The following is a 19,915-nucleotide window of genomic DNA, read 5'->3' as shown; positions in this document are numbered from 1 at the left end:
TTACGATCTGCCTAGCCTGTTGTCCGACAAGCAGCAAAGCTGCGTGGGGAGGGTATGGCGAATGGCCACTGCGGACGCCGTGTTGACGGCGGGTGATCGGAACGGCGGCATGCTGACCGCACGCCTTAGTGCGTTGATGTTCATGCAATTCTTCGTCTGGGGTGCCGGGGCCGTCACGCTTGGCCTGGTGATGCAGACGGTCGGCATTGGCAACCTGATCGGCAACGCCTTCTCGGTCGGGCCGATCGCATCGATCGCGGGATCGTTCCTGCTCGGCATGGCCGCGGCGCGCTACGTCAGCCCGAAGATGCTGATGGTGATCCTTCACCTGCTCGGCGGCGTGCTGCTGTTCATCCTGCCGACGCTGCTGACGCCCGAAACCGGATCGACCTTCGTCTGGCTGCTGCTCGGCTATATGATGCTGTACATGCCGACGGTCGGCCTCGCGAACACGATCGCGCTGAAGAGCTTCGGCGACCGCACCGATAATTTCCCTTTCGTGCGCGCATTCGGAACGCTGGGCTGGATCACCGCCGGCCTCATCATCGGCTGGGCCGGACTGTCCGCCAGCCCGCAGATATTCCGCGTCGCCGCGGTCGTGTCGATCGCGCTCGGCTTCTACAGCCTGACGCTGCCGAACGTGGAGGCCGACAAGCCGAGCGACGAGGGTATCGTCCGGCAGGTGCTGTGCGTCGAGGCGTTCGGCCTGCTGCAACAGCGGTCGTTCCTGATCTTCATCCTCTGCGCGACGCTGATCTCGATCCCGCTGGCGATGTATTATGCCTATGCGTCGCCGTTCGTCGGCGCGGCGGGGATCACCAATGTCGGCGGCACGCTGGCGATCGGGCAGATGTCCGAACTGGTGTTCATGTTCTCGATGCCGTGGCTGTACCGCCGGTTCGGAGTGAAGCCGTTGCTGCTGGTCGGCATGCTCGCCTGGGCGTTGCGCTATGCGCTGTTCGCGATCGGCGACGGCGGCGGGTCGTTGTGGGCGGTGTATCTGGGCGTGGCGCTGCACGGTGTGTGCTACGACTTCTTCTTCGTCGCGGGCGCGATCTACACCGGCACGATTGCGACGCCGAAGGGCGTCAACGCGCAGGCGCAGGGGATGCTGACGCTGTTCACCTACGGCGTCGGCATGCTGCTGGGGTCGCAGATCGGCGCGTTGCTGTATTCGCAGCTTCCGGCCAATCCGACGATCGCCGACTGGCATCAGATGTGGTGGTATCCCGCCATCGCCGCGGCGCTGATCGCGATCCTGTTCCAACTGACGTTCCGCGACAACAGCAGGGGTGACCACCGCATGGGAGCGACGGCATGACGGCGATGAAGGGACCCGCAATCTTCCTGGCGCAGTTCCAGGGTGATACCGCACCGTTCGACACGCTCGACGGGCTGGCCGAATGGGCCGCCGGACTGGGCTATGTCGGGGTGCAGATCCCCTGCAATTCGCGGCTGATCGACCTGAAGACGGCGGCAGAGAGCAAGGATTACTGCCAGGACCTGCAAGGGCGGCTGGCGCGGCACGGTATCGAGGTGACCGAGCTGTCGACGCACCTGCAAGGGCAGCTGGTCGCGGTGCATCCGGCGTACGACACGCTGTTCGACGGCTTCGCGCCGCCGGAGGTGCACGGCAAGCCCGCCGAACGTCAGATCTGGGCGGTCGAGCAGGTGAAGATGGCGGCGCGGGCCAGCGCCAATCTGGGGTTGAAGGCGCATGCGACCTTTTCCGGTGCGCTGGCATGGCCCTATGTCTATCCGTGGCCGCAGCGGCCGGCGGGGCTGGTCGAGGAAGCGTTTGCCGAACTGGCGCGGCGGTGGCTGCCGATCCTCGACGTGTTCGAGGAATCGGGCGTTGATTGCGCATTCGAGGTGCATGCCGGCGAGGACCTGCACGACGGTGCGTCGTGGGAGCGGTTCCTGACCGCGGTGGGCGAGCATCCGCGTGCGCGGCTGCTGTTCGACCCGTCGCATTACGTGCTGCAACAGCTCGACTATCTCGACTTCATCGACCGCTATCACGACCGCATTTCGTGCTTCCACGTCAAGGATGCGGAGTTCAACCCGACCGGGCGCTCTGGAGCCTACGGCGGGTATCAGGACTGGGTCGATCGCGCCGGGCGGTTCCGTTCGCTGGGCGACGGTCAGGTCGACTTCTCGTCGATCTTCAGCAAGCTGGCGCAGTATGGCTATACCGGCTGGGCCGTGCTGGAATGGGAGTGTGCGCTGAAGCGGTCCGAGGACGGCGCGCGCGAGGGTGCGCCCTTCATCCGCGACCACATCATCCACCTGACCGACCACGCCTTCGACGACTTCGCCAAGAGCGGCGTCGATCGCGACGCGATCCGCGCGATCATGGGGCTCCCCGCCGCCGGATTCAACGCGGGGCAGGGGAACTAGGCGCGTGGCGGCGGTGCAACCTCTACGGCTGGGCATGGTCGGCGGTGGCGAAGGCGCATTCATCGGCGCGATCCACCGCATGGCGGCGGCGCTGGACGGCGACTGGAGCCTGACGGCGGGCGCGTTCAGCACCGACGCCGGGCGCAATACGCGCACCGGCGAACTGCTGGGGCTGGATGCGGCGCGCGTATACGACACGCTCGACGCGCTGGTCGCGGGCGAGGCGGCGTTGCCGGATGGCGAGCGCATCGACGCGGTCGCGGTGGTCACGCCCAATTACCTCCACGCGCCGATGGCGATCGCGGCGCTGAACGCCGGCTTCCACGTGTTCTGCGAAAAGCCGATGGCGATGAACGTCGCGGAAGCGGTGGCGATCGCCGACGCGGCCAAGGCGAGCGGCCGCCATTTCGGGCTGGCCTTTACGTACAGCGGCTATCCGCTGGTCGAGGAGGCGCGGCTGCGCGTCGAGCGCGGCGATCTGGGCTCTATTCGCCTCGTGCAGGTCGAATATCTGCAAGGCTGGCTCAGCCTGCCGATCGACACCGGCGGCAACAAGCAGGCGGAGTGGCGCACCGATCCGGCGCGCGCCGGCATGGGCGGCTGTCTGGGTGATATCGGCACGCACGCGTTCCAGCTGGCGGAGCATGTCAGCGGGCTGCGCGTGGCGTCGGTATCGGCCGACCTGTCGACGCATGTCGAGGGACGCCGGCTGGATGACGATGTCAGCGCACTGCTGCGCTTCGACACCGACGCGCGGGGCATGCTGAAGGCGAGTCAAGTCGCGGCGGGCGAGGAAAACGGCCTGAAGCTGCGCGTCTATGGCGAGCGCGGGGGGCTGGAATGGGCGCAGATGGAGCCCAACACGCTGACGCTGCGCTGGCTGGACCGCCCGGTTGAGGTGGTGCGGGCCGGCGGACCCGGGCTGGACCCGCGCAGCGTCGCGCTGGGGCGGACGCCGGCGGGCCATCCGGAGGGCTATATCGAGGCTTTCGCCAACCTTTACCGCGCGTTCGCCGCGACGATCCGCGGGGATGCAAATCGTTGGTATCCGGGCATTTCGGACGGTTTGCGTACGATGCGGTTCATCGAAGCCATGATAACGAACGCATCGTCCGACCAGAAATGGACGATGGTCGATTCGGGAGAGAGTGCATGAAGCTGTTCATCGGTATGGCCGCGGCGGCGGCTGCTGCTTTCGCGGTGCTGGGGCTGTCGGAGCCCACGACGGCGCAGACCGCGCCCGCGGCGTCGCCCCCGCAGTTCGCCGCATGCAAGGCCTGCCATACGGTCAACAAGGGCGGCCGGAACGGCATCGGCCCCAATCTGTACGGCGTCGTCGGGCGTCCGGCCGCATCGGCAGCGGGGTTCAACTATTCGCCCGCGCTGAAGGCGTCGAAGCTGAAGTGGGACGAAAAGACGCTGAGCGAGTATCTCGCCGCGCCGCAGAAGAAGGTGCCCGGTACGCGCATGCCGATCGCCACGCCCGATCCGGCGAAGCGCGCCGCGATCATCGCCTATCTGAAGGCGGAAGGGTCCAAGTGATCCACACGCCGCTTCCTCGGCTTCCGGCATGACCGTCTCGCGCCGCGCGATGCTGGCCGTGGGGGCCGCGGCGTCGGTCATCCCCGGGCTCGTCGCGGCGCAGCGGCGTGGGTCGAATGCGGCGCGGTTCGCGCTGAAATACGCGCCGCACGAGGGCAGCTTCGCCAGCCGCGGCGGCCGGATCGAGCAGATCGCCTACGCCGCCGACCAGGGCTTCACTGCCTGGGAGGATAACGAGGCCGCTGGCCGCACCGTCGCTGAGCAGGAGCAGATGGCGAAGGCGCTGCAACAGCGCGGCATGACGATGGGCGTGTTCGTCGCCAGCATGCCCAAATGGTCGCAGTCGCGGCCGGTGCTGGGCGGGAACGACGAAGCGGAGCGCGAGGGGTTTCTGGCCGACGTCCGCGCGTCGCTGGATGTCGCGAAACGGCTGAATGCGTCGCGGATGACGGTCGTCACGGGCTTCCTCGATCCGAAGATCCCGGTCGAGATCCAGACCGCGCGGGTCATCGACGTGATGCGGCGCGCGGGCGACATCGTCGCGCCATCGGGAGCCGCGCTGGTGATGGAGCCGCTGAACACCCGGACCAATCATCCGGGCGTGTACATGCAGTCGTTCGCGGCGGGCTTCGCGGTCGCCCGCGGAGTGAACAGCCCGGCGGTGAAGATCCTGGCGGATCTGTATCACGAGCAGATCCAGTCGGGGAATTTGATCCCTTCGCTTCAGACCTGCTGGAGCGAGATCGGCTACATCCAGTTCGGCGACAATCCGGGCCGCAAGGAGCCGACGTCGGGCGAGATCAACTACCGCAACATCGTCACATGGTTGAAAGCAAAGCGGTATGACGGCGTGATCGGCATGGAACATGGCAATTCGCTCGCCGGCCGGGCCGGCGAGGATCGCCTGATCGCGGCCTATTGCGAAATCGATCAAGCGTGACGACCGCGTTGATAACCATCTATAGTTTCCGCAAAATCTGGGTACGCCCGCACGCCGAGATACCGGCCACGCAGGGCATGGGAGGATATGGCCAATGATCGATCGCAGAACCGCCCTGGCAGGAGCCGTGGCGATGTTCGGCTCCGCACTGTTCGCGCCGATCGCCCGCGCCGCGGGCGCGTCGCTGGTGGCGAAGATGCCCGTCATCAACGACGGACCGCCGACCACCGCGATCTTCACCGCGCCGCAACGCGCGCTGATGACGGCGCTGAGCGAGCGGGTGATGCCGACCACCGACACGCCGGGCGCGATTACCGCGGGCGTGCCGGCGTTCATCGAGAAGCTGCTGGCGGACTGGGCCTCCCCCAACGACAAGGTGCCGATCGTCGCCGGCCTCGACGCGATCGAAGCGCGCAGTATGAAGGACTACAAGGTCTCCGGATCGAAGGCGACGCCGGCGCAGCAGGATGCGCTGCTGACGCTGGCGATGAACGATCAGATCCCCGGCGGCGCCAAGTTCTTCGAACCGTTCCGCCAACTCGTCATCATCGGCTACTTCACGTCGGAGGTCGGCATCACGCAGGAGCGCGAGTATCTGCCGGTGCCGGGCGAATATAACGGCGAGTTCCTCTACTCCAAGGTCAACAAGGTGTATTCCTCATGATCGTCTCCCGTCGACATCTGCTGGCGGGGGCAGGCGGCATCGCCGCCCTCGCGCTCACCGATCTGGGGATCGCGCCGGCCTTCGCCGCTCAGCTCAAGGCGATCGGCATCCAGCTCTATACCGTCCGCGAACTGTTCCAGAAGGACCCGGCCGCCACATTGGAGGCGATCGCGAAGATCGGGTACCGCGAGGTCGAATATGGCGGTGGCGGCTACGACACGATGGACCATGCGATGCTGCGCCGGACCACGGACCGGCTCGGGCTGAAGGCACCGTCCGCGCATATCAGTTATGACGCGCTGCTGCGACATTTCGATCAGTCGGTGACGATGGCGAAGACGCTGGGCGCGACGACAGTCGTCCTGCCGTACATGACCGACGAGCATCGGACCGAGGCGGGCTGGAACGCGGCGCTGCCGAACATCAACCGTTTCGCCGCGGACCTGAAGAAGGCGGGGCTGGGCTTCGCCTATCACAACCACGACTTCGAGTTCACGATCAAGCCGGGTGGCGTCAGCCTGTACGACCGGTTGCTCAAGGAAACCGACCCGTCGCTCGTGAAGCTGGAACTGGACCTGTACTGGGCGGTGCACGCGGGTGAGGATCCGAAGGCGCTGATCGAGCGGCTCGGGTCGCGGCTCTACGCGTACCACGTCAAGGACATGCGCCCCGACCGCAGCATGACCGCGGTCGGACAGGGGACGATCGACTTCGCGTCGCTGTTCAAGCTGAAGGCCGGAGCAGGCGTCCGCCATTTCTACGTCGAGAACGACGAGGCGCCAGCGCCGTATCTTCCCGACATCACCACCAGCTACCGGACGCTGCGCGCACTGCGTTTCTGAGCAGCGATTCTGAACGATACGGGGAGAGGATATTATGGCTTCCACGAACAGGTTCGACGCGATCGTCATCGGATCGGGCGTCAGCGGCGGTTTCGCCGCGAAGGAATTGACGGAAAAGGGCCTGCGCGTCCTGATGCTGGACCGCGGCGTGATGGTCGAGCACCAGGAGGGCTATACCTACGACGGCAAGCCCGCCTACGAAGTGCCGGCGCGCAACATGATGCCGCAGTCGCTGATGCAGAGTAATTACTTCATCGCCAAGCACGGCTACGTCGCGCCGAGCAACCAGAAGTTCTACAACGACGACAAGGCCAATCCGTACGACTACGACGAAGGCAGCCCGTTCTACTGGATCCGTCCGGGTGCGGTCGGCGGCAAGTCGCTGATCTGGGGTCGCTGGAGCTTCCGCTGGGCGCCGGAGGATTTCGAGGCGAACAAGCGTGACGGGATCGATGGCGTCTGGCCGATCGGCTATGACGACGTCGCGCCGTGGTACAGCTACATCGAGAAATACATCGGCGTGTCGGGCTCGCGCGAGAACCTGCCGTACCTGCCCGACAGCGACTTCCAGCCGCCGATGCCGATGAACATCGCCGAGAAGTGGGTGAAGCAGCGGCTGGAGGCGAAGTTCCCCGGTCGCAAGCTGATCAACACGCGCCTGTCGAACATGACGCAGGACAAGCCGGACCAGAACCGGACCAAGTGCCAGTTCCGCAACCAGTGCAGCAACGGCTGCTCGTTCGGCGCGTATTTCTCGACGCAGGCGGTGACGTTGCCGGCGGCGCGGGCGACGGGCAAGCTGACGCTGCGGTCCGACGCGGTGGTCACCAACCTGGAATATGATGCCGCGCGGAAGAAGGTGACGGGTGTCCGTTACGTTGATGCGAAGACCGGGCAGGCGCAGGTCGTGAATGCCGATCTGGTGTTCCTGTGCGCGTCCGCGATGGCCTCGACTCAGATCCTGATGAACTCCCGCGCGCCGGGCAGCGACAAGAGCTATTTCGACAATAGCGGCACGCTGGGCCGGTACGTGATGGACCACATCTTCCGCGTTGGTGTGCGCGGCGACATTCCGGGCATGGAAGACTATATCGAATATGGTCGTCGTCCCGGCGGCGTCTACGTCCCCCGGTTCCGCAACATCGGCGGCGAAGAGGGTGTCGGCTTCAAGCGCGGCTACGGCTATCAGGGCAGCGCGCGGCGCGAGCCGGCGAAGCCGGTCGGCTTCGGTGCCTCGATGAAGGAGGGCATGCGCAAGTATGGCGGCTGGAAGTTCGACATGGGCGCGTTCGGCGAATGCCTGCCCTATGCCGACAATCGCGTGTCGCTGAACGCCAACAAGCTCGACCGGTTCGGGATGCCGGTGATGCGGTTCGACGTGACGTTCCGCGACAACGAGCTGAAGATGATGAAGGACGCGCGTCAGCAGGGCGAGATGATGCTGCGCGAGGCGGGCCTGCTGAACGTCTCCAGTTCGGAAAGCGAGCATGTTCCGGGTGACGCCATCCACGAGATGGGCGGCGCGCGCATGGGCGCAGACCCGCGCAAGTCGGTCTTGAACGGCTGGAGCCAGGCGCACGATGCGTCGAACCTGTACGTCACGGACGGCGCGCAGATGGCGTCGGTGTCGTGCGTGAACCCGTCGCTGACCTTCATGGCGCTCACCGCGCGTGCCGCGGATCATGCGGTGAAGGCGATGCGGGCCTGATCGGGCGGGGGGCTTCGTTCGCCGGCGGTGTGCTGGCGGCGAGGCCCCCCTCGTCCTCAACTGGCCGAGGCTTGGCTGGCCTCTGATTTGCCACCACCCCGGCGAAGGCCGGGGTCCAGTCTCGGCACAGGCAGTGCATCTCACCGAATTCGTGGCAACTGGACCCCGGCATTCGCCGGGGTGGGTAAGAAGTATAGTGCTGAGGTCCTCGTTGCCGCCTATCGCGCCGTCGACATCGAGTACGGCCGCGCCTTCGCGTCGCTGCCCCAGACCTTGTTCGGCGTGCTGGCCATCGTGAACCGCAACGTGCCGCCGGCTCGGATGTCCTCGTCGCGGATCACGCTGCGGGTCAGGGGACGGTCGTTGAGCGTCACCGAAGCGACGTAGCGATTCGCGTCCGACAGGCCGTCCGCGACGATCGCGAACTGCTTGCCGTTGGGCAGGCGCAGCGTCGCGCGGTCGACGAAGGGGCGGCCGATGACGTACTCGTTCGATCCCGGCGCGACGGGGTAGAAGCCGAGCGACGTGAACACCAGCCACGCCGACATCTGACCGAGATCGTCGTTGCCCGACAGTCCGTCCGGCGTTGCCTTGTACTGCGACCCGACGATCTGCGCCAACCGCTCCTGCGTGCGCCACGGCGCGCCGGCGAAGTTGTACATATAGGCGACGTGGTGGCTCGGTTCGTTGCCGTGAATATACTGGCCGATCAGCCCGGCAATGTCCTCGGCGTGACTGTAGTCGAGCTTCGAGTTGTCGTAATCGAACATCGCGTCGAGCTTGGCGATGGTCTTGCGGTCGCCGCCGAGCAGGCGGATAAGCCCGGCCTGATCCTGCGGCATGAACCAGCTATATTGCCATGCATTGCCCTCGGTATAGTCGGACCCGTAGTTGATCGCGGTCGGATCGAACGGCACGCGAAAGCTGCCGTCGCTTTTGCGGGCGCGGAGCCAGCCGGTCTTGGCGTCGAAGCTGTTGCGCCAGTTGCCGGCGCGCTTTTCGAACCGCGCGGCGACATCGGTGCGGCCCATCGCGCGCGCCATGCGGGCGATCGTCCAGTCGTCATAGGCGTATTCGACGGTCTTCGACGCCGCCTCCGGCTCCTTGTCGATCGGCACGTAGCCGCGCGCGATATACTCGCCGAGACCGCCATAGGCCTTGGCGTCGGCGCTCGCGACCATCGCGTCGAGCGCGGCGTTGGCGTCGAAGCCGCGCAGGCCCTTCATGTACGCATCGGCGATCACGGGCACGGCGTGGTAGCCGATCATCGTCCACGTCTCGCGCCCCGCGAACTGCCAGACGGGCAGGATACCGTCGGGGCTGTAGCGCTGGCTGTCGACCAGCGAGCGGACGACATCGGTGGTGGTGCGCTCCGGCTGGATCAGCGTCAGCAGCGGATGTTCGGCGCGGAACGTGTCCCACAGCGAAAAGGTGGAGCGTACGGTGTAACCGTCCGCGACATGCACCTGATCGTCGGGACCGCGCCAGCGCCCGTCGGCGTCGCTCCAGACGCTGGGCGCCAGCAGGCTGTGGTAGAGCGCGGTCGCGACGATGCGCTTCATCGGTGTCGCCGCCTCGATCGCGACAGCGCCCAGCGCGTCGTCCCACGAAGTGCGGGTGCGGGCGAGGACCGCGTCGAAGTCGCCGGGTTCGGCCGACAGGTTGGCGACCGCGCCGGCCTCGTCGACGCCGGACAGCGCGACCTTCACCTCCAGCGGGCGGTCGAGCTTGCCGAAGTCGAGCCGCGCCTCCAGCGCCCTGCCGAGCTTTTCCGCGAGCGCATCGCTGCCGCGGCCGGGTCCCTGGAAGCCGCGATAGGGGACGTCCTTGTCGCGGTCGACCAGGGCGTGCCCGGTGAGCGGTGCGGAAAAGCGCATCGCGAAGAACAGCTTGCGGCCCGGTGCCCAACCGCGCGTCTCGCGGAAGCCCGTCAGGATGCCGTCGGGACGCAGATGCAACCCGGACCAGAGGATCTTGCCCGGATAATTGTACAGCGACGAGCGCAGGTCGACGACCAGATGCGCCGCGCGGCCCTTGGGGAAAGCGTAGCGGTGGACTCCGACCCGCGTGCCGGCGGTCATCTCCGCACGCACGCCGGGACCGTCGAGCGTGACGGCGTAATAGCCGGGGCGGGCGGTTTCGGTCGCGTGCGCGAACTTCGACCGATAGCCGGGCGCGGCGGGGGTGCCGGGATCCATCGGCACCGTATCGCCCGAGACCGGCATGACGAGGATGTCGCCGAGATCGGAATGGCCCGCGCCGGAGAAATGCGTGTGGCTGAACCCCTCGATCGTGGGATCGTCGTAGCGATAGCCCGCGGCGTGGCCGTAACAGTCGCGGATCTGGCAACCGGTGTCGGTGTCCGGCGACAATTGCACCATCCCGAACGGTGCGACCGCGCCGGGAAAGGTGTGACCCTCTCCTCCGGTGCCGATGAACGGATCGACCGCGTCGGACGGGCGGACCGCGTCCTGCGCGGCGAGCGGAGACGTCAGGATCAGCGCGGCGGTCAGGCCGAGGCGGTGCAGCTTGGATGCCATAGTCGGACCTTTCCGGATGGGGATGTCAGAGCGCGTTGGCGGCGAGGACGATCGAGCCGAGCGGCCCCGCCAGATCGCCCAACGCCGGCGCGGTGATGAAGGGGCGGGTGTCGGGCAGATCCATGTAGCCGCCCAGACTGCGCTCCAGCGCCGATTCGATTCGCGGCAGCAGATGCGGCTGGCGGTTGAGCACGCCGCCGCCGATCGCGATGCGCAGGGGTCCGGTGGTGGCGACGAGCGAATGACACATCGCCGCCAGCGTCGCGACGACCGGGTCCCAGACCGGATCGTCCGCCGCCACGTCGGCGACCGCGCGACCTTTGAGCCGCACGACCAGCGCGCTGCCCGACGCCAGACCCTCGACGCAATCGTCGTGGTAGATGCAGGCGCTGGCGACACTATCGTCCGGCAGGCGCGGCACCCGGATATGGCCGATCTCGCTATGGCTGATGCCGCGCGTGGGTTTGCCGTGGACGATCAGGCCGACGCCGACGCCGGTGCCGACCGTGACATAGGCGAAGTCGTGCAAGCCCTGCGCGCAGCCCCAGCGCATCTCCGCCAGCGCGGCGCCGTTGACATCCGTGTCGAATCCGACCGGTCGATCGACGGCGGCGGCGATCGGCCCGACGATATCGGTGTCGCGCCAGCCGGGCTTGTTCGTCGCCAGGATATGTCCGTAGCGGTGATCGGCGTGGTCGAGGCAGACCGGCCCGAACGACGCGATCCCGACCGCAGCGAAGCCATGCGCCGCATCCCAGTTGCGCAACGTCGTCAGGATCGCTGCGAGCGTCTCGGCCGGCAGCGTGGTCGGAATGGTTCGCTGATCGACGATCTCGCCGGGACCGTGCGCCAGCGTACAGACGCATTTGGTGCCGCCGAGCTCGATGCCCGCAAATGGGTGGCGATGCTGCGTATCTGGACCCAAGCGTCCTGTCCCCTTACGTGCCGGCTTTACTCGATACCGGTCGTCTGCTTCGCTCTTGTGCGATGATCGCAGCCGATTAAACAATCAAATTGCATAATTCAAACAGCGATCTTGCGGGGGAGGACGAATGGGGCAGCGGGTTCTGACGATCGGCCGGCCGGGTGCCGCCCTAAGCTCGATCGCGATAGCGGCGTGACGCGCCGCGATGTCCCGCGGCTGTCGGGGACCAATTTGGAACGCGCCGCCGACCACAACCAGCGTGTGACGCTGCACGCGATCCGCGTCGGCGGATCGCTGACGCGGGTCGATCTGGCGCGGATCACCGGCCTGACCGCGCCGGCCATCGCCAACATCACGCGCCGGCTGTTGCAGGACGGATTGATCGAGGAGGCGGGCCAGCGTCGCGGCGGTCGGGGGCAGCCACCGACCAATTTGGAGGTGCGGCGCGACGCCTGTTACTCGATCGGCGTCAATGTCGACCGCGACCACATGACGATCGTGCTGGTCGATTTCGCGGGCGACGTGCTGGCACGCAAATCGGAGGAGATCGACTTCGCGTTGCCGGAGGATGTCCGCGCGCTGTACCGCCGCTCGATCAAGCCGATGTTGAAGAGTGCGAACGTCGATCCGGCGAAGCTGGTCGGGCTGGGCGTCGCGGTGCCCGATGATCTCGGGTCGGTCGATCTGCCGGGCCGACCGGCGGCCTATGCGGCGTGGAACGACGTCGACATGGCCGAGCTGTTCGCGCAGCCGCTGCCCCTCGCCGTGTTCGTGGAGAACGATGCAGCGGCGGCGGCGACGGGCGAGATGCAATTGGGGCTCGGGCAGAGCTTCAACAGCTTCTTCTACATCCTCATCTCCTCCGGGCTCGGAGGCGGCTTCGTGATCGACGGCGCGTATGCACGCGGCGCGAACGGGCGCAGCGGCGAACTGGGCTTCATGCTCGCGCCGGACGGTGAGGGCGGGCAGGAGCAGGTGCAGGCGCTGGTCTCGTTATCGGGGTTGGCCGAGCATCTGCGCGGCGAGGGATTCGCACTGGCCGACATGCTGCGCGGCGGTAACCGCGACGCTGCGCTGGCGGCGTGCGTCGATCGGTGGGTGGACCGTGCCGCGCAACGGCTGTGCACGCCGCTCGATGCGATCAATTGCCTCATCAATCCGGCGGTGGTGCTGATCGGCGGGCGACTCCCGAGCGCGATCGTCGAGCAACTGGCGGAGCGGGTGAACGCGCGGATCGGCGATGCCACGGATGCGCCGGCGATCGCACCGGTCGCGCGGGCCGCGCTGTCGGAGGATGCGCCGGCGGTAGGTGCCGCGATCCTGCCCTTCAGCCACTTCCTGCTGCCCAAGCCGGGAGCGTTGTGGAAGGCCGCGCAGGGCGACGGCGCGGTCACCCGCGTGGGCATACCGATGTAGGACACGTCGTGGCGCGCGCACCGGTCCGCGGCCGCGCGATTCGTTTCCCGCTTCGGAGATGAACCCAACTTCCCTTTCCGGCTCGCTACTTGATGGGAGCGATACCGCAATCATTTGCATCGCTTCATCTATGACCGGATAGGACCTATCTATATCATTCTATTGACAATTTGCTTTTCATATTGCGAAATGCGCCTCAGGCCGCTGCCGATCGCCGTCCGCCCCGTGGGGTAGGGACGCGGCAGCAGACGGTCGTGGGACTGAGGTTGGCGACGCAGAGCGCGTCCGACCCGTGGGAGGATTTCGCATGACCGTTTCCGATCGCTATCGCCGCCGCGCGCTGCCGCATTTGCTGGCGACCGCCACTCTCGTCATCGGTGCGGGCTCTGCGCAGGCGCAGCAGGCCACGTCGCCCGCCACCGCCCCTGCGACGGCACAACCGGTGGAAACGCCGCAGGCGCAGGCGCCATCGAACCAGCCGGGCACCGAGAACCAGGCCGCGCCGCTGGGCGACGCCGCCACGGCCGCGCCGCAGGACGATGCGGCCGGGGGTGATATCGTCGTGACGGGATACCGCCAGTCGATCGAACAGAGCCTGAGCCGCAAGCGCGAGGCGAATGCGTTCGTCGACGTCATCACCGCGGAGGACATCGGCAAGTTCCCCGACAAGAACGTGGCCGATTCGCTGCAACGCGTGCCCGGCATCATCATCGATCGCGACGGTGGCGAGGGTTCGCGCGTCAGCATCCGTGGTCTCCAGTCGGACCTGACGCTGACGCAGCTCAACGGCAATTTCATCGCGTCCGCCGACGACAACGAGCCGTCGCGCTCGTTCAACTATCTGCTGCTGCCGTCGAACATGATCGGCAGCGTCGACGTGTTCAAGTCGCCCGAAGCGCGCCTCGACGAGGGCGGCGTCGGCGGCACGATCATCCTGCACACGCGCCGACCGCTCGACCTGAAGTCGCTCAGCGGCTTCATCTCCGCCGAAGGCACCTATGCCGACGTGACGAAGAAGGTGGAGCCGCAGATCGGTGGCCAGCTGTCGTGGAAGAATGCGGACGAGACGTTCGGCGTGCTGGTCGGCGGCACCTACCAGGTCCGCACCGTGCGCGATCACCGCGCCGCGGCGTCGAGCTGGAACTGGTGGACGTACGACCGCGCGAGCGAGCCGGCGACCGACGTCAACGGCAACACCTTCGCCAATGACGATGCGATCTCCTACTGGCCGGAGAATACCGGCGCGACGACGCAGTCGGGGCAGCGTTATTCCGGGTACTGGGCGCCGCAGCAGGTCAGCCAGACGATCACCGACCAGCGGCGCAAGCGGCTCGGGATCCAGGCGACCGCGCAGATGAAGCCGTTCGAGGACTTCACCGTCACGGCGAACTACTTCCGCTTCCAGGTCAACGACAACTTCGTCAGCAACGGCATCCAGATCCCGGAATGGGGTTACGGCAACTTCTTCTCGGGTGCGTCGCTGGACCCCAGCGGCACGATCTTCCAATCGGCGCAGTTCACCGTGCCGCAGGACGGGACCGGGTGCCGCGTGCAGGTCGGCAACCAGCCGCCGTGCACGATGGAGACGCCACAGATCTACGGCACGTACAGCCGCGAGAAGTCCGTCTCCAACACCTTCGACGTCGAGGGCGCGTTCGCCCGCGACCGGTTCGAGGCGACGTTCAAGATCGGCAAGACGCGCGCCACCGGCGGCCCCTCCGGCCGGTTCAGCGTCGCCGCCAAGCCGCGCGTCGTGAACGGCACCAGCGGCATCAACGGCAACCTGTACAGCGCGTGGAACTTCACCGACCAGTCGGCCAATTTCGAGTTCTCGCCGGAGCTTCAGGACAACATCAACAAGGGCCTGACACAGATCGATCTGGGTTCGACCAACTCGTCGTTCAACCGCAGCCGCATCGACCAGCGTTACGCGCAGCTGGACCTGACGCGGAAGTTCGAGACGTTCCTCGACTCGGTGCAGGTCGGCGCCAAGTGGCGCGACGGTGGCGTGCATCGCTCCACGGGCCGCAACGAATGGTATGCCGATCCTGCGACGCAGCTCCGCTATCAGGACACGCCCGGGGCCGCGACGACACAGCCGGGGTTCTTCTTCGACAAGCCGATCGGCAATATCGCCGGTGGTTTTACCGGCAATGCGTTCCCGGCGATCGATTTCCAGAACTACCTGAATTACCTGAACACGACGTACGGCGAAGCGGTACGCGTCGACGAGACCGACTTCGTCTACGACATCGGCGAGCGGATCTGGGCAGGGTACGTCCAGACCAACTTCAAGACCGATCGCTTCCGCGGCAATATCGGCCTGCGCTACGTCAACACGAAGCAGACCGGCGTCACGTCGGACCGGTTGCAGCTACTGTCCGATTACTGCGTGAACGCGCCCGGTGGACCGTTCGAGACCCCCCCGGTCGGGGCGGACGGCAACTGCATCGTGCTGCCGCTCGCGCAGCGGGAGCAGATCGTCAACACGCGGCTCGACCAGACCCGGACGTACGACGACTGGCTGCCGAGCGTGAACGCGGCGTTCGACGTGACCGAGAACCTGCTGCTGCGCGGCGCGATCGCCAAGGTCGTCTCCCGCCCGGCGTTCAGCAACCTGGGATCGCAGCGCAACCTGACGTTCCGCACGCCCGAATACGCGTTCGACCGGCGTCAGTTCGGCGAGCGCGAGGGCTGGTCCGGATCGGGCGGCAACAGTGCGCTCAACCCGTTCAAGGCGTGGCAGTACGACATCGGCATCGAATGGTATTTCAAGCGCGGGTCGGTGCTGGGCGCGACGCTGTTCCGCAAAGACGTGTCGGACTTCATCGTGCCGCTGGTGCTCGACGTGACGCAGACGGTGAACGGCGAGCAGGTTCTGATCCAGCCGTACAGCACGGTCGCCAACGGCTCCAACGCGCGGTCGCAGGGTGTCGAGGTGTACGCGCAGCACACGCTGCCGTTCGGTCTCGGCGCGCAGGTGAACTTCACCTACAACGATACGTCGGTCGCGCAGATCACGGTCGACGGGCAGAATGTCGGCAGCTCGCCGCTGATCGGCAGCGCCAAGACGCAGGTCAACGCGTCGCTGTTCTACGAGACCGACAAGATGCTGCTCCGCGCGTCGTACAATCGTCGTGGCGAGGTCGTCCGCGGGCTTCAGTCCGGGTTGAACGTCTACGACAACCCGTACGAGCAGATCGATCTGAACGCGTCGTACAACCTGCTCGACAACGTCGTGCTGAGCGCGTCGATCATCAACCTGACCAAGTCGGAACAGCGCCAGCATCTGGGCAACGACACCGATGCGCGGTTCATCTCGAACCTCTATTCGGGTCGTCGCGCCTATGTCGGCGTGTCGTACAAGTTCTGATGCTAAATCGGGCCGGGATCGCGAGCATCCCGGCCCGGCCGTTCGGGAAGGACGCGAGATGAAGAAGGCGCTGCTGGCCGGACTGGCGCTGCTGACCCTGCCGGTGGCGGTCATCGCGGCGAACCCGATCGTCAAGGGCTGGTACGCCGACCCGGAAATCCGCGTCTTCCAGAACCGCTACTGGATCTACCCGACCTATTCCGACGACGACGGCAAGCCCGACGTCACGACACGCTTTTCCGCGCGCCAGCAGGAGGACCGCAAGCGCCGGATGGTGCGGCCGTCCTATGGGAAGCAGACGTTCTTCAACGCGTTCTCGTCGAACGATCTGGTCCACTGGACCAAGCACCCGCACGTGCTGGACGTGACGAACGTCGCCTGGGCATCCTACGCGATCTGGGCGCCGACGGTGATCGACGCGCACGGCAAATACTACATGTTCTTCAGCGCCAACGACATCCAGAGCGATGCGGAGGTCGGCGGTATCGGGCTGGCGGTCAGCGATACGCCCGGCGGGCCGTTCCGCGATGCGATCGGCAAGCCGCTGATCGATACATTCCACAATGGCGCACAGCCGATCGACCCGTTCGTGTTCCGCGACGACGACGGGCAGGTGTACCTGTTCTACGGCGGCTGGAAGCACTGCAACGTCGTGCGGCTGAGCGACGACCTGCGCAGCGTGAAGCCGTTCGCGGACGGAACGACCTACAAGGAGATCACGCCGCCCGGCTATGTCGAGGGATCGTTCGTCATCAAGCGCAAGGGCGTATATTACCTGATGTGGTCGGAGGGTGGCTGGACCGGCCCCGATTACAGCGTCGCCTATGCGACGGGGCCGACCGCGCTCGGTCCGTTCACGCCCAAGGGCAAGATCCTGGCGCAGGACATGACGATCGCGCGCGGCGCGGGGCATCATTCCGTCGTCAACGTGCCCGGCACCGACGACTGGTACATCGTCTATCACCGCCGCCCGCTGAACGACGACAAGGGCGAGCATCGTCAGGTCGCGATCGATCGCCTGAGCTTCGCCGCCGATGGTACGATCCGGCCGGTCAAGATGACGAACAGCGGTGTCGCACCCCGGCCGCTGATCGCCAGACGATGACGACGACACGCGCCGATGCGCGATGGGAGAGAATGACATGAAGCGCATCCTGACCACCCGGCCGCTGCGCGCCGCGGTCGCGACGCTGTTCGCCGGATCGATGCTGGCGACGGGCGTGATCGACGCCGGCGCGGCGTTCGCGCGGCCGCAAGCGGGGGCGACCGCTCGGACCGCGTCCGTCGATCTCGTCAATCCGCTGATGGGCACCGATTCCAGCTACGAACTGTCCTACGGCAACACGTACCCGGCGGTCGCGGTGCCGTTCGGGATGAATGCCTGGACGCCGGTGACGGGGAAGCTCGGTAGCGGCTGGGGCTACACCTATGACGCGAACAAGATCAACGGCATCAAGCAGACGCACCAGCCCAGTCCGTGGATGAACGATTACGCCGCGCTGGCGCTGATGGCGATGACGGGGCCGCTGCGCGTCAAGCAGGACGAGCGCGCATCGTGGTACAGCCACAAGGCGGAAGAAAGCCGGCCGTACAGCTACAAGGTGTATCTGGCCGATTACGACGTCACGGCGGAGGTGGCGCCGACCAACCGCGCCGCGCAGTTCCGCTTCACCTTTCCCAAGAGTGACGACGCGCACATCCTGATCGACGGACAGGCGGGCGGTTCGATGGTGTCGGTCGATCCCGCGCGGCGGCGGATCACCGGTTACGTCCGCAACAACAGCGGCGGCGTGCCGGCCAATTTCCACAACTGGTTCGTCGCCGAGTTCGACCACGACTTCACCGTCACGCGGACATGGGACGACAACGGCCAGGTCACCGCCGCACCGACGCGCGAGGGTGATCATGTCGGCGCGGTCGTCAGCTTCCGCACCGCCAAGGGCGAACAGGTCTCGGTCAAGGTCGCATCGTCCTTCATCAGCGCCGAACAGGCCGCGCGCAATCTGGACGCGGAGATCGGCCGCGACGGGTTCGAGCAGACGAAGGCGAAGGCGAAGACCGCGTGGCAGCGCGAGTTCGACCGTATCGAGGTCACCGATCCCGATACCGAGAACCGGCGCATCTTCTATTCGGCGCTGTACCGGATGCTGCAATTCCCGCGCACCTTCCACGAGGTCGATGCGGGCGGCCAGACGGTCCATTACAGCCCGTATGACGGCAAGGTCCATGCCGGCCCGCTGTATACCGACAACGGTTTCTGGGACACGTGGCGTGCGGTCTTCCCCTTCTTCGCGCTGATGTATCCGGAGCGGGACGGGGAGATCATGCAGGGGCTGGTCAACACGTACAAGGAGTCCGGCTGGTTGCCCGAATGGGCCAGCCCCGGCCACCGCGACGTGATGATCGGGTCCAATTCCGCAAACCTGATCGCCGACGCCTATTCGGCGGGCGTGCGCGGCTTCGACGTGAACACGCTGTACGAGGCGATGGTCAAGAACGCGACCACGTCCGAGGGGCGCCCGCGCGACAAGAAGGGCAAGGTCGTGGGCGCGGTCGGGCGCGAGGGCGTCGAATATTACAACCGCCTCGGTTACGTGCCGTACGACGTCGACATCAACGAGAATGCGGCGCGCACGCTGGAATATGCCACCGCCGATTTCTCGCTGTCGCGCCTCGCCACCGCGCTCGGCAAGACCGAGGACGCCAAGCTCTATGCGGGTCGCGCGCAGAATTACCGCAAGCTGTTCGACACAGAGAGTGGCTGGATGCGCGGTCGCAACCAGGACGGTTCGTGGTCGACGCCGTTCAATCCGTACAAATGGGGCGACGCCTTCACGGAAGGCAATTCGGTCCATTACAGCTGGTCCGTCATGCAGGACGTGCAGGGCCTGATCGACCTGATGGGTGGCGACAAGGCGTTCACCGACCGGCTGGATTCGGTGTTCACCACGCCGCCGATCTTCGACGACAGCTATTATGGGCAGGTCATCCACGAGATCCGCGAGATGCAGATCGTCGATATGGGCCAGTACGCACACGGCAACCAGCCGATCCAGCACATGATCTACCTGTACGATTGGGCGGGCCAGCCGTGGAAGACGCAGTTCCACGTCCGCGACGTGATGCGGAAGCTCTATTCCTCCGCGCCGGACGGCTATCCGGGCGACGAGGATAACGGCCAGACATCGGCGTGGTACGTGTTCTCCGCGCTCGGCTTCTATCCGGTGACGCCCGCGGTCGGGCAATATGCGGTCGGCAGTCCGCTGTTCCGCAACGTCCGCCTGGCGATGCCGGGCGGCAGGACGCTGACGATCGAGGCGCAGAACAACGGGCCGGACAACGTCTACATCCAGTCCGTGCGCTTCAACGGCAAGGCGTACGACAAGCCCTGGCTGTCGCGCGACGCACTGAAGCAGGGTGGCAATCTGCGCTTCGTGATGGGGCCGACGCCGAACCGCAACTGGGGCACGCGCAAGGCGGATGCGCCGTTCTCGATGAGTGCGCCCCAAGGCGCGGCCCCGAATACGGCGCGGAGTGCGCAGAAGTGAACCGGCGCGACATGCTG

General features: G+C 66.2%; 14 protein-coding genes. 12 read left to right on the top strand and 2 right to left on the bottom strand.

Annotated elements, in window-relative coordinates:
• The first annotated feature begins 61 nt into the window (after window positions 1-61).
• The 8 genes from AC0CH8_RS00290 to AC0CH8_RS00255 all read left to right on the top strand — a co-directional run bounded on the left by AC0CH8_RS00290 (window position 62) and on the right by AC0CH8_RS00255 (window position 8,096).
• Complete coding sequence (locus AC0CH8_RS00290) at window positions 62-1,321, top strand: MFS transporter (RefSeq protein ID WP_465238207.1); 1,260 nt, start codon at window positions 62-64, stop codon at window positions 1,319-1,321.
• Complete coding sequence (locus AC0CH8_RS00285; protein ID WP_465238206.1) at window positions 1,318-2,400, top strand: sugar phosphate isomerase/epimerase family protein; 1,083 nt, start codon at window positions 1,318-1,320, stop codon at window positions 2,398-2,400. The genes AC0CH8_RS00290 and AC0CH8_RS00285 overlap by 4 nt, the downstream gene beginning before the upstream one ends.
• 34 nt (window positions 2,401-2,434) lie before the next feature.
• Complete coding sequence (locus tag AC0CH8_RS00280; RefSeq protein WP_465238704.1) at window positions 2,435-3,556, top strand: Gfo/Idh/MocA family protein; 1,122 nt, start codon at window positions 2,435-2,437, stop codon at window positions 3,554-3,556.
• Window positions 3,553-3,942 (top strand): c-type cytochrome, encoded by a 390-nt coding sequence (locus tag AC0CH8_RS00275; RefSeq protein ID WP_204200293.1) that lies wholly within the window; start codon window positions 3,553-3,555, stop codon window positions 3,940-3,942. Before AC0CH8_RS00280 ends, AC0CH8_RS00275 begins: the two co-directional genes overlap by 4 nt.
• Window positions 3,943-3,970: 28 nt before the next feature.
• On the top strand, window positions 3,971-4,882 hold the full coding sequence (locus AC0CH8_RS00270; protein WP_465238205.1) for a hydroxypyruvate isomerase family protein: 912 nt from the start codon (window positions 3,971-3,973) through the stop codon (window positions 4,880-4,882).
• A 94-nt stretch (window positions 4,883-4,976) separates the two neighbouring features.
• Window positions 4,977-5,546, top strand: coding sequence for a gluconate 2-dehydrogenase subunit 3 family protein (locus AC0CH8_RS00265; protein WP_465238204.1), 570 nt, complete (start codon window positions 4,977-4,979; stop codon window positions 5,544-5,546).
• Window positions 5,543-6,388 (top strand): sugar phosphate isomerase/epimerase family protein, encoded by an 846-nt coding sequence (locus AC0CH8_RS00260; RefSeq protein WP_465238203.1) that lies wholly within the window; start codon window positions 5,543-5,545, stop codon window positions 6,386-6,388. Before AC0CH8_RS00265 ends, AC0CH8_RS00260 begins: the two co-directional genes overlap by 4 nt.
• Window positions 6,389-6,422: 34 nt before the next feature.
• Window positions 6,423-8,096 (top strand): GMC family oxidoreductase, encoded by a 1,674-nt coding sequence (locus AC0CH8_RS00255; RefSeq protein WP_465238202.1) that lies wholly within the window; start codon window positions 6,423-6,425, stop codon window positions 8,094-8,096.
• Between the two features lie 218 nt (window positions 8,097-8,314).
• Here the strand turns inward: AC0CH8_RS00255 and AC0CH8_RS00250 are convergent, their stop codons facing one another.
• Both AC0CH8_RS00250 and AC0CH8_RS00245 read right to left on the bottom strand, forming a co-directional pair.
• Window positions 8,315-10,636: a GH92 family glycosyl hydrolase gene (locus tag AC0CH8_RS00250; RefSeq protein WP_465238201.1), complete on the bottom strand. Its 2,322-nt coding sequence runs from the start codon at window positions 10,634-10,636 to the stop codon at window positions 8,315-8,317.
• Between the two features lie 25 nt (window positions 10,637-10,661).
• The gene (locus AC0CH8_RS00245; protein WP_465238200.1) at window positions 10,662-11,561 is read right to left on the bottom strand and encodes an ROK family protein; all 900 of its coding nucleotides are present in this window, start codon (window positions 11,559-11,561) and stop codon (window positions 10,662-10,664) included.
• 192 nt (window positions 11,562-11,753) lie between these two features.
• Between AC0CH8_RS00245 and AC0CH8_RS00240 the strand changes: the two genes are divergently transcribed.
• From AC0CH8_RS00240 to AC0CH8_RS00225, 4 genes are all read left to right on the top strand, one after another.
• Entirely contained in the window at window positions 11,754-12,977 is a 1,224-nt protein-coding gene (locus AC0CH8_RS00240; protein ID WP_465238199.1) for an ROK family transcriptional regulator, read from the top strand.
• Window positions 12,978-13,284: 307 nt separating this feature from the next.
• Window positions 13,285-16,350: a TonB-dependent receptor gene (locus AC0CH8_RS00235; protein ID WP_465238198.1), complete on the top strand. Its 3,066-nt coding sequence runs from the start codon at window positions 13,285-13,287 to the stop codon at window positions 16,348-16,350.
• Between the two features lie 58 nt (window positions 16,351-16,408).
• Window positions 16,409-17,455: a glycoside hydrolase family 43 protein gene (locus AC0CH8_RS00230; RefSeq protein ID WP_465238197.1), complete on the top strand. Its 1,047-nt coding sequence runs from the start codon at window positions 16,409-16,411 to the stop codon at window positions 17,453-17,455.
• 37 nt (window positions 17,456-17,492) lie between these two features.
• Complete coding sequence (locus tag AC0CH8_RS00225; RefSeq protein ID WP_465238196.1) at window positions 17,493-19,898, top strand: GH92 family glycosyl hydrolase; 2,406 nt, start codon at window positions 17,493-17,495, stop codon at window positions 19,896-19,898.
• Window positions 19,899-19,915: the final 17 nt, after the last annotated feature.

The sequence above is a fragment of the Sphingomonas sp. AC435 genome, assembly GCF_979253005.1.
This window is presented reverse-complemented; position numbering and strand designations above follow the sequence as displayed.

Excerpts from the sequence above, each read along its gene's own strand:
- AC0CH8_RS00290 (WP_465238207.1), top strand. The coding sequence starts at position 62 with ATGGCCACTGCGGACGCCGTGTTGACGGCGGGTGATCGGAACGGCGGC.
- AC0CH8_RS00285 (WP_465238206.1), top strand. The coding sequence starts at position 1,318 with ATGACGGCGATGAAGGGACCCGCAATCTTCCTGGCGCAGTTCCAGGGT.
- AC0CH8_RS00280 (WP_465238704.1), top strand. The coding sequence starts at position 2,435 with ATGGTCGGCGGTGGCGAAGGCGCATTCATCGGCGCGATCCACCGCATG.
- AC0CH8_RS00275 (WP_204200293.1), top strand. The coding sequence starts at position 3,553 with ATGAAGCTGTTCATCGGTATGGCCGCGGCGGCGGCTGCTGCTTTCGCG.
- AC0CH8_RS00270 (WP_465238205.1), top strand. The coding sequence starts at position 3,971 with ATGACCGTCTCGCGCCGCGCGATGCTGGCCGTGGGGGCCGCGGCGTCG.
- AC0CH8_RS00265 (WP_465238204.1), top strand. The coding sequence starts at position 4,977 with ATGATCGATCGCAGAACCGCCCTGGCAGGAGCCGTGGCGATGTTCGGC.
- AC0CH8_RS00260 (WP_465238203.1), top strand. The coding sequence starts at position 5,543 with ATGATCGTCTCCCGTCGACATCTGCTGGCGGGGGCAGGCGGCATCGCC.
- AC0CH8_RS00255 (WP_465238202.1), top strand. The coding sequence starts at position 6,423 with ATGGCTTCCACGAACAGGTTCGACGCGATCGTCATCGGATCGGGCGTC.
- AC0CH8_RS00250 (WP_465238201.1), bottom strand. The coding sequence starts at position 10,636 with ATGGCATCCAAGCTGCACCGCCTCGGCCTGACCGCCGCGCTGATCCTG.
- AC0CH8_RS00235 (WP_465238198.1), top strand. The coding sequence starts at position 13,285 with ATGACCGTTTCCGATCGCTATCGCCGCCGCGCGCTGCCGCATTTGCTG.
- AC0CH8_RS00230 (WP_465238197.1), top strand. The coding sequence starts at position 16,409 with ATGAAGAAGGCGCTGCTGGCCGGACTGGCGCTGCTGACCCTGCCGGTG.
- AC0CH8_RS00225 (WP_465238196.1), top strand. The coding sequence starts at position 17,493 with ATGAAGCGCATCCTGACCACCCGGCCGCTGCGCGCCGCGGTCGCGACG.